Genomic DNA, 14413 nt, shown 5'->3' on the forward strand with positions numbered 1-14413 from the left:
GGGTTACCTTTTGAAATCCTTCAATCCATTCGTATCTACTCATCCTCTTCTGAAACAGTCGGACCAATAATAAGCGACTCCGCCATCAAGATCTCATTGTAAAGATCAAAAACATAATCCTGATATTTAACCTCACTTTGAGAAATCATATCTAAATATTGACGTTCCTGTGCTAAGGCATTCATAAACGCACGCATCTCCAATTCCTTCTCAGCTCCCGTAAACTCCGGATGCTTAACAACCTCAACCCATGCTCTTACAAAATCCTTAGTTCTAGTTCTTTGTTTTTGAGCCATCAAATCAAAAATAACTGATTTTTTGACATTATCTGGTAAATACATCTTATTAACAGTATCAATTGCTTGATGAACCATATTAACTCTTATTTCAACAACTTCATTTTCTATTTCATCACTAGTAACATCCTTCTTCAGAATAAATCTAAAAATTATTGTTGGAACTATCAAACTTAAAATAATCAAGGTACTTTCAGACATTAGAATCAAATTGAAATCAGCCGTCTTTAGGTGAAATTCCGCCAAAGTATATGCCAAAGCCAAAGTCACTGCCCCGTGTACACCACCTAATGAAAATATCCAAGCCGATTTATTATTGAAATTCAATCGGATTCTGCCATAGATATATCTGGTCAAAGTATTGATAACATATAACACAATTCCAATAACCAACCAAGTTAATGAGTTCAATGAAATATGTTCACTTGAAATTATTTTTACAAACATAAATCCTAGAATAACAAAAACCGTGCTATTAAAAATTTCAGCAATCATTGAAATCAAATCTTTGCTCAAATGAACTTGTGGTGCATTGATAAATCTACTACGTTGAGCTTCGGCATTATGTACTAATCCTGCACAAACTACTGCGATAATTCCAGAAACATGAATCAATTCAGCTGAATAATAAAGTATTAAAGGGGTTACAATATATAACAAAATTTGGGCATTCAGAGAATTATATGACGTGCGCAATAAAATTTGTCTAAATAACACCATCACCCAAGCAGCAGCAAAACCAAACAAAGCTCCACCTACTGCCGATACAAGAAAATCAACAATTGTCTCACTATAATTGATATGACCATTTACATACCATAAAGTAGCCATATTTAATAAAATAATCCCTGATGCGTCATTAAATAGCGACTCCATTTTTAAAAAAGTACTTTCAGCTTTAGGAGTCTTCAAACCATTAGTTACCGATTCCATAGCAGTGGCATCAGTAGGTGTGCTAATGGCCGCCAAAATGAATGCCAGTGGTAGACTAATTCCAGCAATTGCCCATACTCCAAAACCGGCTAGTATCATACAAAAAATTACTAAGAAAACGGCCGTTTGGATAATATGTTTTAACTCTTTACCAACCGAATTCAATCGCGTTTCTTGCCCCTCAAAAAACAACAGTGGTGCAACAATTAGACCAATAAAAATCTCCGAATTAAAATTCTCAACATGACTGCCTAACACCGGAATCAAAGAAACAATTCCACCAATAATCATGCTTATATAACTAACCGAGATTTTAGAAAAAACTTGTGCTAAGAAAATACTAATAATCGCGGATAAAATCAGAATAAAAGTTGAAATCATCAACCCCATAATTAACCCTCACAATAATATTTATTTGGAACATATCAAATTACCTATATCATATGGGAAGTTTAATCAAAAAAATACTATTTTGATTAAAAAAAGAATGCCAAACATGACATTCTCTGCTTAAAGCTAATTATTTTAGATGGAATATGTTTCACATGGAACATATTGTATATTCGTGGGTTTCAAATACCATATATAGTATTCTAAGAATTAGATTGTTTGACTACCTATTTTTTTAGAAACTCTTGAAACTTCTATTATAGGATACATCATCAATAACCCCAAAAGAACAAAGCTCAAACTATAAGCATCTCCAACAGAAACAAAGCTAGACATCAAGCTAATAAATAAAGAGACAATCGATATTCCCAAACCTTGCACTAAAGAACTAGTTACGGAATTCAAAGTATTAGCACTATTTCTATCTTTTGAATCAATTTCAGATAAAATTAACCCATTGAATGCAGTCAGGCCTAAAGATCTGCCAACTCCTGCTACGAAGGCTAATAGCATAATAATAATCTTTACAGTGTTTACATCAATAAAAAAGAAAGCTATTGAACTTAAAAATACAGTAATAAAAGATAGTAATAACGCACCCTTATATGTAAATGTTTTAATTATCACTGTAGTAAACGGTTTAATAGCAATATTTCCTAAAAAGATAAAAATAACATAACTACCAGCAACAACCGCTGACCAATGAAAAATATTTTGCAAATACATCGTCAATAAATATGGCAAAGCACTCACTGATAACCATAAAATGGAACCACTAGTCTGACTAATTCTAAATGATTTAATTTTCAATGCTTTCAAGGAAAATAATGGCATTGAAGTTTTTAAAAGGTGTTGACATGTTGCATAAGTCAAATATCCTCCTATTAAGATCATTCCTAAACCTAACATTTTAATTATTGTACCAGGATTAGTAACAAAATCAGCGCCAATAACAATCAAACTAGATGCTAAAGCTATTTCAAAGAAACCAATCCAGTCAAAACGATTTTCTTCAATTTCAGCATCTCTATTAATCATCTTCAACCCTAGTACAAACGCAACAAATCCAATTGGAAGATTAATAAGAAAAATCCAATGCCAACTAGAATAGGTAACTATCATCCCACCTATAATAGGAGCAATAGCTGGAGCTATTAATGCTGGCCAAACAAAATACCCTGTCATTTTCAAAAGCATATTTGTTTGCGTTTTTTCTAAAACTATTAATCTTGCTGTAGGTGTCATTAGTGCACCTGCAAATCCTTGAATTATTCTCATAGATATTAATGTTACAAAATTAGGTGATATTGCACTTCCTAAAGAACTTAAAGTAAATAGTAAAATTGCAGTCAACCATATTTTCCTATTACCAAATCTATGTGCTAACCATCCACTCATGGGAATAAAAATAGCTGTTGTAACAATATATGAACTAACAAGTAAAGATATCTGTGAAGTTGTTGTATGAAAATATTTCGACATTTGTGGTAATGCTGTTGTAACAATAGTACTATCGAGCATCTCCATAAAAAGGCTTGTAGCCATAAGCAAAGCAAGTTTTATTTCTTTTGACATATATTATCTCCTCTTATATATCTTTTAGATACATGGTTTTTATGTTAAAAAATAAGGAGTCGCCCCCCAATCTCTTAATTAGTCTCATCATAAGGTAAATCATTTAAAAATTTATTAGCCCAGTCAATTGCCACTTTGGCCTCCGCTAACTTTAGTTCTTGTTTCTTTTCGGCATACCAATGATCCTTCTTCATATCAATAGAAAACTTTTCAATCAAAAGACGTTCTTCATCGATTGTTTTTTGCTGTTCTCTAATAAAATTCATCAATAAATCTTTTTGTTCCATTAGGGATAAATGCTGCATGGCATCAAGTTTGATAAGATAAATGTCCTGACTGCGAGCTCCAACCGGAACATCTTCTTTCATCAAATCAAAAAATCTCTGACGACCTTTATCGGTAATCGTAGCTATCTTTTGTGTTCGACCTTTATCAAGTACCTTTAATTTTATTAGCCCATTTTTTTCTAGTTTATCTAATAAGGGGTACAAAACTCCAAAACTTATCTTTCTATTTCTACCTAATGAAACTTGTAAGGAACTACGCAAATGATATCCATTTTGTGGTGATTCCATTAACTCACCTAAGATAAACAATTCATTCATTAATTTTGTCTCCAAGTATTTTCATTAAACGATATATCTTAAAGATACATCCAACAATTTTATAAGTCAACATTTTTTTGTTAATACTTGAATTGAAAGCGTCGCCTATTGTTTTCAGGACAGCAAAGCGGTTTAATATGAAATTAGAGGAACTATTTGGGGAGATATAAATTATGAATAAAAAAACAGATCTAAATGAAGAAGGCCCAATCACCAAAATCATTGATGATGTAGCTGAGGGTATTAACGATGCCGCTCCAACTTATCAAACTGAGGAAGAATTGCCTAAATATAGCAATGGTAAAGAAGCTGTTCGTTACTTACTTTGGGGATTACTCTCCGTCATCGTCAATTTCAGTCTTTTCTTCTTGCTGTATCACACTATCCATCTAAATTATCAATTAGCTAATATTATTGCCTGGTTCTTTGCAGTTCAAACTGCTTTCTGGGTTGATAGAATCATCGTTTTCCATCATAAATCAGCAACTGCTATCAGAGAAATGTTGGCTTTTTATGGAACAAGAGTTTTAACTTACCTAATTGAATCAGCAACCCTTTGGGTTGGAATATCAATCATAGGAATGGGTGGCACAGGTGCCAAAGTTGTTGGCCAACTATTAGCCATTATTGGTAATTATATTTTATCTAAATTCTTTATCTTTAAAAATAAGCGCTAAATAAAAACTTCAATCGAATAGGATGAAAACTTAATTATGTTTTCTTCCATTCTCGATTGAAGTTTTTTTATCTTTATTTCTTTTAGCTATTGCACTTAAAAGTAATGGTTCTTTCATTTTTAAAATCAATAGATAGCATAAACTGGCAATTCCTGATAACAAATAAATATTCCAACTAGATACAGTAGCAAAATTTTCAAAGGTAAACAAATCTTTCATAATTTCTGTTCCAATTTCCTCAAGAACGTCTACCTTTTCACCGTTTATTAAAGCATAACTTATTCCATAGGTAAAAATAATTATCCACCCAAATAAATATGACCAACCTTTTTTTAACATTACTATGGGACGTTGATACTTATCCCTTTGTTCAGTCCTTTTAATTTGTGCACCCATCGACTGAATAATTGCCGCAAATATTCCGACAATAATCGTTGCAATCAAATCAACTAATTTAGGCATTGATTCATATATTGAAAAGAATGCTAATACCAAACTATAAAGTGGTATCAAGAAAAACTCTAATCTAGTTACTTTTTTAAATCGTAACAAACCACGTGTAAATATAAAAATCCCTAAAATAAGTATTAATAGTCCTGACAATCTGATCCACCCTTAAATTTTATTAAAAAGATTGCCTAATATTACCCTATTAAAATTTATTTTTCAACATCATAAACTAAGCTACTGATATTTTGGACTTATTTAATAGTACTGAACTAGTAACAACTGATAGTGAACTAAATGCCATAGCTAAACCTGCCAATTCGGGACTTAGCGTTAAACCTATTGCAAAAAACAATCCTGCAGCAACCGGAATACCTAAGACATTGTAAATGAAGGCCCAAAATAAATTAAGTTTAATCCGATTGAAGGTCTTACGACTTAACTCCAAGGCTTTAACAACATCTCGTAAATCATTTTTCATCAAAACGATGCCACCTGATTCAATTGCAATATCTGTACCAGAACCCATTGCAATACCAACATCTGCCATTGTCAAAGCAGGAGCATCATTAATTCCGTCTCCAACAAAAGCAACCTTGCCGTTCTTTTGCAAATCTTTAACATGATCGGCTTTATCTCCTGGTAAAACATCGGCAATGACATCATCAATCCCGACCTCTTGTGCAATGGCCTGAGCAACTCTGTTATTATCTCCAGTTAACATAACGGTCCTCAAACCACGTTTTTTCAAGGCGGAAATTGCTTCTTTAGATGTCGATTTAGGAGCATCTTGAATAGCAATCAATCCTAAAATTTTATTTCCAGAACCAACAAAAACGACCGTTTTAGCTTCATTTTGCAATCTAATCATTTCCGTTTTTAATTCTTTATTAATATGAACATCATTTAATAATTTATCATTACCGACAAAAGCCTTTTGACCATTAATAGTTGCCTCAACGCCCTTACCTTCAATTGCCTTAAAATTATTAAAAGCTAAACTGCTAATATTCTGTTTCTTGGCTTGGTTCAAAATAGCCGTGGCAAGCGGATGCTCTGATGACTCCTCTAAAGTTGCAGCAATTGTTAATACCTGTTCGTTGCCGACAATATCTGTAACTTCTGGTTTACCATTTGTGATAGTACCTGTTTTGTCAAAAACGACTGTCTTAATGTCACTGACCTCTTCCAATACTTCACCATTTTTGATCAAAATATCCATTTTTGCTCCGCGTCCCGTTCCGACCATCAAAGCAGTTGGTGTTGCCAACCCTAATGCACATGGACAAGCAATCACAACGACTGAAACTGCAAAAATTAAAGCATTAGCCAGAGTTGCTCCAAGAAAGACATACCAAACTAAGAACGTCAAAATGGAAAGAATCAAAACTACTGGTACAAATATTTCAGAAACCTTATCCGTTAGGTTTTGGATAGGTGCATGACTATTTTGAGCCTTCTTAACTAATTCAACAATTTGTGAAAGCATTGTATCGCCGCCAACCTTTTCGGCCTTAAACATGAATGTTCCATTGCTATTTATTGTTGACCCAATAACTTTATCACCGGACTTTTTAACTACTGGCATACTCTCACCGGTAACCATCGACTCATCAACCGTCGAATTACCTTCAGTAATAACGCCATCTACGGCGATCTTTTGCCCCGGTTTTACTCTAATAATATCTCCAACTACAATATCAGATAATGGTACTTTAACTAGTTTGCCATCACGCATTACTTCTGCTTCTTTGGCCTGCAAATCTACCAACTTTTCAATAGCATTAGAAGCATTATTTCGCATTCTCTCTTCAAAAACTTGCCCCAACAATACAAATGTTATTACAAAGGCAGCACTCTCAAAGAAAACTGCCTGTCTAGTAAACATTGCATAGATACTATATACATAAGCTGTAATTGTTCCAATTGCAACTAGTGTATCCATATTAGAATGATGTTTTTTAAATGATGCCCAGGCGCTTTGCAAGAATGGACGAGCAGCCACAGCCATAACAATTGTCGTCAGCACAAACTGAGTCCATTCGCCACCTGGTAGCATAATTCCAAATGGCATAAGGATCATTCCTATCAACATTGGAAATGAAAAGATCAATGCTGTCCAAAAACGTTTTGTAATAGTCATTATGAGATCACTACCTTTCCCCTGAACATATCCATACCACAACTAAAAGTAAATTCACCTGAATTAGTGGTATCAATCTTAACAGTCCTTGATTCATTAAGTGGTAGTTGTTCATTAAATCCTAATCTTTCAGAATGGACAATGTCCAAACATCCCTGATCACTAGTTCTCATAAAAGTTATTTCTGCTGGAATACCTTTTTTTAAATTGATTTCTTGAGGACTATATCCACCTGCAACCTCAACATTTACTACTTGTTCCTTCTCAACCATAATTTTATCTCTCCTATTTAATAATTAACTTTCCGTGAAACATATCCATACCACATGCCCATTGATATTCACCAGCTTCACTTGTATCTATCTGAATTGATTGCTGTTCATTTTGTGGCAATTCCTTATTAATACCAAAATCAGAGAAAACAACTCGATCCAAACAGCTTGAGGCATCTTTCCTAGTAAAATTAATTGTTGCTGGGATTCCTTTTTTTAAGGTAACTACTTCTGGTGAATATCCACCGTTAACTTCAATATCAACTTTTTGATCACCGTTAGACACATTAGCCGTAGCTGATGCTACGTGATGATTGCCGAAGAACCACCAAAGAATAAATCCAATTGCTGCTATACCGATAATCAAAACTAAGATTTTTGTCATACTTTCGCGCTCCTTTAAGTTTACATTTGTAATCTTCAGTAAGTATCTTATCTTTAAAGTTTACATTTGTCAACTGGACAGATAAAAAAATATCGTTTTAATACGATACCCTAATATCTAAGAAATAACTTGCTAAATAAGCTGCTTGTTCAGTATTCACTTTTAGACCCTTAGTAGAATCCTGATCTATTTCAATTGTTTCGAATTGACTATTGCTAAAATCAATTCCTTTTAATTTAGTATTCCAAATCGTCATTTCGTTAAGATCACAATTTTTAAAACTAACTTTATTTAGTTTGTTTTCACTAAAACTAGCATCCTTTAAACTACAATCATTTAGCTGCATAACCTTTAAATTCATTTTATCCAAATTGCTGAGATCCATTAGACAACCATTGAATACTACATTGTGGCAATACGAACCTTCAAAACTGGTCCCAATCATTTTACAGTTTTGAAACTCTACTTGAAAAATACTAGACTCTGGAAACCTACAATTAGATAGATCACAATTTTTGAAAATAACGTCAGATATATCAGCTTTTTCAAATTCACAATCACTAAAAGTAACATGATCCAAAATTGTTTGTTCAACAATCGGATGCTGTATAATTTGTGTTTCAATTAATTCATTTTGAATTTTCATATTTCTTAGTAAAAAATCTTCTTCATTATAAATATCAAAAAAAGATCCTAGATTTAAATAGTTCTCATCAAGTTTTGGATGTTCCATTGACCAAGTTCCCTTCATAATTAACTAGATAAATAGTAACAGAAAAAGTAATTTAAAAAATTAAAAAAATATATCTATTTTGAGACACTCTTTCTCCTTTGATATGAATGTTTTTTCGAAAAACACCTTAGAGTTTGTATATAAAGCAGATTTAATTAAGAATTCTAATATAAAATTAATTTATTTTTTTGAAAAACCTTCTAAATTAGGGTTTTTTTCGAAAAAATCTTCTATCCAATATACTCTATAAAAACAAGTATCCTAAATAGCCAATATTTTCAAATAAATGTTATGGTTATTGAGAATAATAATATTGGAGGGTTTTAGATGAAAAAAATTAGTGAATCTCAAGCTTTAGATATTCTAAGGGATTTAATAGCAATTAAATCTGTTAATGACAACGAAAAGGACGTTGCTAATTACTTAAAAGATTTATTAGCTAAATATGGAATCGAAGCTGAAATAAAACCTATTCGTGGAAACAGAGCTAACCTGACTGCTGAAATTGGACAGGGCAAACCAATATTAGGAGTATCTGGACATATGGACGTTGTTGATCCAGGTAACTTGAATGATTGGAACAGTGATCCTTTTGAAATGACTGAGAAGGACGAAAAATTATTTGGTCGAGGAATCACTGATATGAAATCAGGATTAGCGGCCTTAATTATCACTTTAATTGAATTACATAACCAAGGTTTACCCAAGAAAGGTACTATTCGTTTAATGGCTACTATGGGTGAAGAAGTTGGTGAGGAAGGATCTAGCTATTTTCTCAAAGATGGCTCTATGAAAGATGTCGACGGTCTAGTTATAGCCGAACCTTCTGGTTATAATATCGGTTATGGTGAAAAGGGTTCAATGGATATTAAATTCATTTCTAAAGGCAAAGCTAGTCACAGTTCCATGCCTGAAGATGGGTTCAACGCCATTGACGCTTTGATGAATTTATTAATTGAAGCTAATGACATTTTCCGCGATGAGAACATAAAAAAGGATTCTATGGGACCACTAATTTTTAATACCACTCTTATCAAGGGCGGAACACAGGTCAACTCAATCCCCGATTATGCACAAGCCGAGGCAAACGTTCGCACGATCCCCGAATATGACAATCAGAAAGTTATTGCCGTACTCCACAACTTGATCGAAAAGTACAACAACCAAGGCGCTCAGATCAGTACTGATATTTACATGAATGAAGGACCTGTTTTGATGGACCCTAAGAATAGCCTGGTTCAACCAATGAAAAAATTAATGGAAGAATATGCCAGTGATGATATCAACATTATGCCAATTTCTGCTGTAACTGATGCTTCTAATTTGGTACAAGAAAAGCCTAGTGATTTTCCATTTATTATTGCTGGTCCTGGTAATGATACTCCTCACCAAGTTAATGAAAGTCTGGATAAACAGATGTATTTTAACTTCATTGAAATGTACCAAAAGTTATTTATTGATTTTCTGAAGTAAATTTTACTTGCCATAAAACCCGTTCGATGAATTATCATGACCGTAAGTTAAGAAAGGTTAGTGAATAAAATGTTTGCATATATTGAAGTCATTCAAAACAATTCATCAGTATCTTACGGTTACTCTAATTTCTCCTTCTCAGGCAATTTATTGTCAATTAAACCATTAAAAGGAATGAAACAATCAGGTCAGATAGATATCTTTGTTGATCAAATAACTAAAGTTTCAGAAGACACTTATTATAGTTGGAATCGTATTAAATTTGATTATAGGGATTCACACTTCGTATTTCTGTACAGTGGATTTGGTGAGTTTGATTATTTAAAGGAACATCTGATAACTGAAATAATGGCTTAGTTTATCAGATTATTTCTAAAACGGATATTAAATCTTCTATTTCATATGAAGGTTTAATATTTGTTGTATTAGATAATTTCTGGGGATTATACCAAACACTATCGATTCCAAATTGTCTGGCTCCTTTTATGTCTGCGGTCAATGAATCTCCAATCATTAATATCTTATCCTTAGAATCAATCCCAATTTTCTGCATAATAGTTTGAAAAAATTTAGGGTCCGGTTTCCTATATCCAATATCTTCTGCCATCAATAAACCCTCAAAATACGGTGTTAATCCTGCTTTATTTAGTTGTGGCAGTTGTTTATATTTGGAACCGTTTGTTACTGCAAATACTCGCCTACTACTCAATTTCATTAGTAATTCTTTAGCATGTGGCAATAAGTTGCCTTCGTTAACTAAATGTTTTTCAAATTCTTGTTCACAAATAACCCCATCAACTTTTACACCATAATGATCGAAAAATTTTTCGAATCGTGTATTTAAAAGTTCGGTACGGGTTATTTTTTCATCTGAAAATTGTTCCCATAATTTATCACTTAATCGGTTCCAATACATTACTTGTTCATCGGTAAAAGGAAATCCAGGTATTACCGTTATTTTTCGTAATGCTTCTTTGGAATTTTTCTTTGTATCAAATAGCGTTTCATCGAGGTCAAAAAATAAAATTGGATAATTCATTTGAATTGCTCCTTAATAAATTTACTTTAATAATAATACAAAAACACCCCTCCTAGTTTTAAGGAGAGGTACTTCGTATTATTTATTAACCAACCTAACTATTCTATCAGCAACTATTGCATCCAAAGCTGCTGTTCCAACCGTTTTGAAAACAGTAATATCTGATTCACTAGTTCTTCCTTGAATATTGCCATTGATCAGTTGACCCAATTCGCCGCTGATATCATTTTTGCTAATTATCCCTTTATCAAGAGGCTGAATAATATCGCCTGCTTCAGCAAGTACTCCATTCATCGTATCAAAGTAAATATTTGAAGCCCGTTTCAAAGCTGTTTCTGGAATTTCACACATCTCCGGCGTATAAGCTCCAACTCCATTGATATGTACACCATCCTTAACTAAAGAACCATCAAATGTTGCTCTTCTAGAGGTAGTTACTGACGTGATAATATCAACAATCGGTAAAACATCATTCACATCGGCGATACTTTCAAATTTCGTATTGAAAATTTCTCCAAAATTTTCAGCAGCTTGATTACAGAATTCCTCCGACCTAGTTTTATCCAAATCAAAGATATATACTTTCTCCAAACTACGAACCGTCAACATTGCCTCTAATTGCGACATTCCTTGTCCACCAGTTCCAATCAATAGGGCTGTTTTCGAATCCTTATTAGAAAGCAACTCCGTAGCCAAACCTTGAACCGCACCAGTTCTCAATTGAGTTAGGTAAGTTCCATCCAAAATTGCATTAACAATACCCGTTTCTGGGTCCAAAACAACCATTGTTGCAGGAACACTTGGTAATTTTTTATTAATATTATCTGGATAAACTGAAACAATTTTCATACCCAAAGCTGGTTGTTCCCCACCAACATACCCTGGCATATATAAACTTTGACCATTATATTCAGGAATATCGATATTAGTTCTCAAAGGAATATTAGTCTTACCCTGTGAATATAATCCTAACGCCTCTTTATCAGCATCAATTGCCTCACGCATTGAAAAAACTTTTTTTATGTCTTCTTTTGAAAGATAGATCATGATTATACCTCCTTGACCGATTCTTCTTTTCTATTACCTAAATAAAGTGATACTGCTGAATAAAGTAGAACCACAATAACTACCCACTGGATAACAGCTGTATTTAAACTCTTAACCAAGAAGACCGCTATCAAAACGCCAATAATTCCAAATACGGAAAACATCGTAATCTTTCTTGAATAATCATTTAGTTTAATAAATTGCATACTTCCAATCGAAACTGAGAAAGTACAACCACCCATCATAATTGGAAAAGCAGCTACTGGATTTAGTCCCATCGCATAAACAGTAGCCATTGTTAATGCGTATGATCCAATCCCAATGTTATTCAAGGCTCCATAGACGAACATTAATATTCCTGTAAGAACTAACTTCCAACCATATAGTTCCGTAGCCGTTCCATTAGATGGAATAATTCCAAGTTTGCCTCCTAAAATCAAGGCAGTTGCGACCAATAAACCCACAATTACAAAATTACGAATAACTCTTTCAGATAACTTAACCACAAAGCGAGGTCCCAAATATGCACCAATTACTTGGCAAATTATACAAACTAATAATGTTTTGATACCAACTGAAATGTTTGTTATATATGCCAATGACATGACAAATACCGGTATAACACATTGTGTATTTAAAGTACCTGGTAATTTTTTCATTGAGACCCATTTGGCTTTAGGATAAATTGCCGTTGAAATGGCAAAGTCCGAAATACCAAAAGTTGATAAAAAATAAATTACAATCTGTGATAAAGGCGTCCAAATATTACTAGCTGGTTCCTTCATAACTTCATCTTTGTGTTTCCAAAGATTTCTAGCGAGCATAAAGATATAAATAAAATTCACGATTACAATGGCGCTTAATAAGGTTATAAGCATAATTATTCTCCATTTCTAATCAAAATATATATCCCTAACTCCTTCCAAATCACTTCCAAATATTTTTTGTGCTTCCGGCTTTAAGGCTGAAAGAGATCTTAAATTATAGGCATCATGTAATACATATTCTTGAGCCAAAAATACCATCGAACTATTCTTTGTAGTAATTACTCCAGTATTCTTCGACTTTTGTGGTAATTTGCCATAAGTGACCTCCTCTCCATCACTTACAACATTCACCCATTTACCGCCATAATCTAAGGTCTTATCCGTTTCAAAAAAATGTTTATAATATCTTTCAAAAGGAAGCGAATATTGCTGACTGTTGCTAAACAGTATAACAACAAACTTGTGCAATCTTTTTTCTGCTTCTGCCAACGAAGTGATTATTTCCGGAGTTAAATCCTCTGAATATATTTGTATATATAATGATTTCTTAGCATTATTTATTTGATAAAGTACTCGTTCAAAAACTTGAGCATATGAATCTATCATCCAAATAGACTCTCTTTGTGTTACTGTTCCTAATCCAGATAATGCAGATTGAATACTATCTATATCTGCTTTGCTATCATTTTTTAATTTGCTAACAAGTTCACTAACTGGCAATGATTTGTACAACGGTGTCTCATCAGCTGACCTCAACACCAATCCTTTTTCCTCCAGAGATGAAAGAATATTATAAATTTTAGAACGAGGAACGCCTGAGGATTTACTGATCTTATATCCTGTTGATGCGTCCATCTGTAACAGGGATATATACACCTTTGCTTCATTATTAGTAATCCCAAAATTATTTAATAATGCAATTTCATGATCCATATTTCCGCCTCAAGATAGTAGCTACCATCTGTGACTACTATAATTTGTAAATTTTATTTTGTCTATACTTATTTGTGATTTTTTTATCAATTTTCACAAACTTACTTTTTAATTAGGTTTAAAGAAATTAAAAACGTTTATACACCAATTAATTATAAAATAGCATTAGGAATATTGTCGCAAAAATTTCACTAATTAAATTGAAAAAAGCATCCCTTTTCTGAGATGTTTTTTTGAATAAAATAATTTGTTGCTCTATAACGCCGTTATATGAAATCAGTTCAATATTTTCTATTATTTCAAAATAATAGCCAAAGCTCCATATTTCATTTCTCGATCTCGAGAATAAATTTTTTGATTCTCCTTATCTAATTCTTCAACAGATTCTTCTTCAGAACTACCAACAATTGTTCCGGAATACTTTTCAAATAATTTTTTAAATGTCGAAAATCTTTCCAGATTTAAAATACTTTTTGTGATTTTTTCACCAGTTTCTAAATCTGTAAATTCAATTTTTTCACCAACCCTTAGTTTGGATCTCTTTTCATCGTTTAACCTTATCTCAACTTTTTTAATTCCAGACTTAATTGATAAAAATGGCTCATGATTCAAATGCATATTCATAATATTTTTACCTCATTTTTTAATTTTCGATAATTATATCCCCATAAATCTTATAATTATGTATTATATAGTAG

At 32.8% G+C, this 14413-nt stretch carries 16 protein-coding genes; 3 read left to right on the forward strand and 13 right to left on the reverse strand.

Features of this window, described 5'->3' with window-relative positions; translation table 11 throughout:
- Positions 1-35 precede the first annotated feature (35 nt).
- From CBP76_RS00335 to CBP76_RS00345, 3 genes are all read right to left on the reverse strand, one after another.
- Positions 36-1619: a cation:proton antiporter gene (locus tag CBP76_RS00335; RefSeq protein ID WP_102194937.1), complete on the reverse strand. Its 1584-nt coding sequence runs from the start codon at positions 1617-1619 to the stop codon at positions 36-38.
- Positions 1620-1829: 210 nt separating this feature from the next.
- Positions 1830-3194, reverse strand: a complete 1365-nt coding sequence (locus tag CBP76_RS00340; RefSeq protein ID WP_102194938.1) for an MFS transporter — start codon at positions 3192-3194, stop codon at positions 1830-1832.
- 74 nt (positions 3195-3268) lie between these two features.
- Positions 3269-3799, reverse strand: a complete 531-nt coding sequence (locus CBP76_RS00345; protein ID WP_102194939.1) for a PadR family transcriptional regulator — start codon at positions 3797-3799, stop codon at positions 3269-3271.
- A gap of 173 nt (positions 3800-3972) precedes the next feature.
- Here CBP76_RS00345 and CBP76_RS00350 point away from each other — a divergent pair, with 173 nt between their 5' ends.
- Positions 3973-4476 carry a GtrA family protein gene (locus tag CBP76_RS00350; RefSeq protein WP_102194940.1) on the forward strand — a complete coding sequence of 168 codons (504 nt, stop codon included), beginning with the start codon at positions 3973-3975 and terminating at the stop codon, positions 4474-4476.
- 30 nt (positions 4477-4506) lie between these two features.
- Here the strand turns inward: CBP76_RS00350 and CBP76_RS00355 are convergent, their stop codons facing one another.
- The 5 genes from CBP76_RS00355 to CBP76_RS00375 form a co-directional block, all read right to left on the reverse strand.
- A complete protein-coding gene (locus CBP76_RS00355) occupies positions 4507-5079 on the reverse strand; it encodes a hydrophobic protein (RefSeq protein WP_102194941.1) in 573 nt (190 codons plus the stop codon).
- Positions 5080-5155: 76 nt separating this feature from the next.
- Positions 5156-7066, reverse strand: a complete 1911-nt coding sequence (locus CBP76_RS00360; RefSeq protein ID WP_102194942.1) for a copper-translocating P-type ATPase — start codon at positions 7064-7066, stop codon at positions 5156-5158.
- A complete protein-coding gene (locus tag CBP76_RS00365; protein ID WP_102194943.1) occupies positions 7066-7338 on the reverse strand; it encodes a cupredoxin domain-containing protein in 273 nt (90 codons plus the stop codon). The genes CBP76_RS00360 and CBP76_RS00365 overlap by 1 nt, the downstream gene beginning before the upstream one ends.
- Before the next feature lie 13 nt (positions 7339-7351).
- Positions 7352-7723, reverse strand: a complete 372-nt coding sequence (locus CBP76_RS00370; protein WP_102194944.1) for a cupredoxin domain-containing protein — start codon at positions 7721-7723, stop codon at positions 7352-7354.
- Positions 7724-7820: 97 nt separating this feature from the next.
- Positions 7821-8456 carry a pentapeptide repeat-containing protein gene (locus tag CBP76_RS00375; protein WP_166667132.1) on the reverse strand — a complete coding sequence of 212 codons (636 nt, stop codon included), beginning with the start codon at positions 8454-8456 and terminating at the stop codon, positions 7821-7823.
- Positions 8457-8783: 327 nt separating this feature from the next.
- Between CBP76_RS00375 and CBP76_RS00380 the strand changes: the two genes are divergently transcribed.
- Positions 8784-9929, forward strand: coding sequence for an ArgE/DapE family deacylase (locus tag CBP76_RS00380; protein ID WP_102194946.1), 1146 nt, complete (start codon positions 8784-8786; stop codon positions 9927-9929).
- A gap of 69 nt (positions 9930-9998) precedes the next feature.
- Positions 9999-10286: a hypothetical protein gene (locus CBP76_RS00385; protein ID WP_102194947.1), complete on the forward strand. Its 288-nt coding sequence runs from the start codon at positions 9999-10001 to the stop codon at positions 10284-10286.
- Positions 10287-10290: 4 nt separating this feature from the next.
- On the opposite strand, the gene CBP76_RS00390 is transcribed toward CBP76_RS00385, so the two are convergent.
- The 5 genes from CBP76_RS00390 to CBP76_RS00410 form a co-directional block, all read right to left on the reverse strand.
- A complete protein-coding gene (locus CBP76_RS00390; RefSeq protein ID WP_102194948.1) occupies positions 10291-10968 on the reverse strand; it encodes a YjjG family noncanonical pyrimidine nucleotidase in 678 nt (225 codons plus the stop codon).
- A 78-nt stretch (positions 10969-11046) separates the two neighbouring features.
- Positions 11047-12015, reverse strand: coding sequence for an ornithine cyclodeaminase family protein (locus CBP76_RS00395; RefSeq protein ID WP_102194949.1), 969 nt, complete (start codon positions 12013-12015; stop codon positions 11047-11049).
- A 2-nt stretch (positions 12016-12017) separates the two neighbouring features.
- On the reverse strand, positions 12018-12893 hold the full coding sequence (locus CBP76_RS00400; RefSeq protein ID WP_102194950.1) for a sulfite exporter TauE/SafE family protein: 876 nt from the start codon (positions 12891-12893) through the stop codon (positions 12018-12020).
- 15 nt (positions 12894-12908) lie between these two features.
- Positions 12909-13715: a TrmB family transcriptional regulator gene (locus tag CBP76_RS00405; protein WP_102194951.1), complete on the reverse strand. Its 807-nt coding sequence runs from the start codon at positions 13713-13715 to the stop codon at positions 12909-12911.
- A gap of 294 nt (positions 13716-14009) precedes the next feature.
- On the reverse strand, positions 14010-14339 hold the full coding sequence (locus tag CBP76_RS00410) for an ASCH domain-containing protein (protein ID WP_102194952.1): 330 nt from the start codon (positions 14337-14339) through the stop codon (positions 14010-14012).
- Positions 14340-14413: the final 74 nt, after the last annotated feature.

Origin of the sequence: Companilactobacillus nuruki (genome assembly GCF_002872255.1) — a bacterium.
Taxonomy (GTDB): domain Bacteria; phylum Bacillota; class Bacilli; order Lactobacillales; family Lactobacillaceae; genus Companilactobacillus; species Companilactobacillus nuruki.

Excerpts from the sequence above, each read along its gene's own strand:
- CBP76_RS00335 (WP_102194937.1), bottom strand. The coding sequence starts at position 1,619 with ATGGGGTTGATGATTTCAACTTTTATTCTGATTTTATCCGCGATTATT.
- CBP76_RS00340 (WP_102194938.1), bottom strand. The coding sequence starts at position 3,194 with ATGTCAAAAGAAATAAAACTTGCTTTGCTTATGGCTACAAGCCTTTTT.
- CBP76_RS00345 (WP_102194939.1), bottom strand. The coding sequence starts at position 3,799 with ATGAATGAATTGTTTATCTTAGGTGAGTTAATGGAATCACCACAAAAT.
- CBP76_RS00350 (WP_102194940.1), top strand. The coding sequence starts at position 3,973 with ATGAATAAAAAAACAGATCTAAATGAAGAAGGCCCAATCACCAAAATC.
- CBP76_RS00360 (WP_102194942.1), bottom strand. The coding sequence starts at position 7,066 with ATGACTATTACAAAACGTTTTTGGACAGCATTGATCTTTTCATTTCCA.
- CBP76_RS00365 (WP_102194943.1), bottom strand. The coding sequence starts at position 7,338 with ATGGTTGAGAAGGAACAAGTAGTAAATGTTGAGGTTGCAGGTGGATAT.
- CBP76_RS00370 (WP_102194944.1), bottom strand. The coding sequence starts at position 7,723 with ATGACAAAAATCTTAGTTTTGATTATCGGTATAGCAGCAATTGGATTT.
- CBP76_RS00375 (WP_166667132.1), bottom strand. The coding sequence starts at position 8,456 with ATGGAACATCCAAAACTTGATGAGAACTATTTAAATCTAGGATCTTTT.
- CBP76_RS00380 (WP_102194946.1), top strand. The coding sequence starts at position 8,784 with ATGAAAAAAATTAGTGAATCTCAAGCTTTAGATATTCTAAGGGATTTA.
- CBP76_RS00385 (WP_102194947.1), top strand. The coding sequence starts at position 9,999 with ATGTTTGCATATATTGAAGTCATTCAAAACAATTCATCAGTATCTTAC.
- CBP76_RS00390 (WP_102194948.1), bottom strand. The coding sequence starts at position 10,968 with ATGAATTATCCAATTTTATTTTTTGACCTCGATGAAACGCTATTTGAT.
- CBP76_RS00395 (WP_102194949.1), bottom strand. The coding sequence starts at position 12,015 with ATGATCTATCTTTCAAAAGAAGACATAAAAAAAGTTTTTTCAATGCGT.
- CBP76_RS00400 (WP_102194950.1), bottom strand. The coding sequence starts at position 12,893 with ATGCTTATAACCTTATTAAGCGCCATTGTAATCGTGAATTTTATTTAT.
- CBP76_RS00405 (WP_102194951.1), bottom strand. The coding sequence starts at position 13,715 with ATGGATCATGAAATTGCATTATTAAATAATTTTGGGATTACTAATAAT.
- CBP76_RS00410 (WP_102194952.1), bottom strand. The coding sequence starts at position 14,339 with ATGAATATGCATTTGAATCATGAGCCATTTTTATCAATTAAGTCTGGA.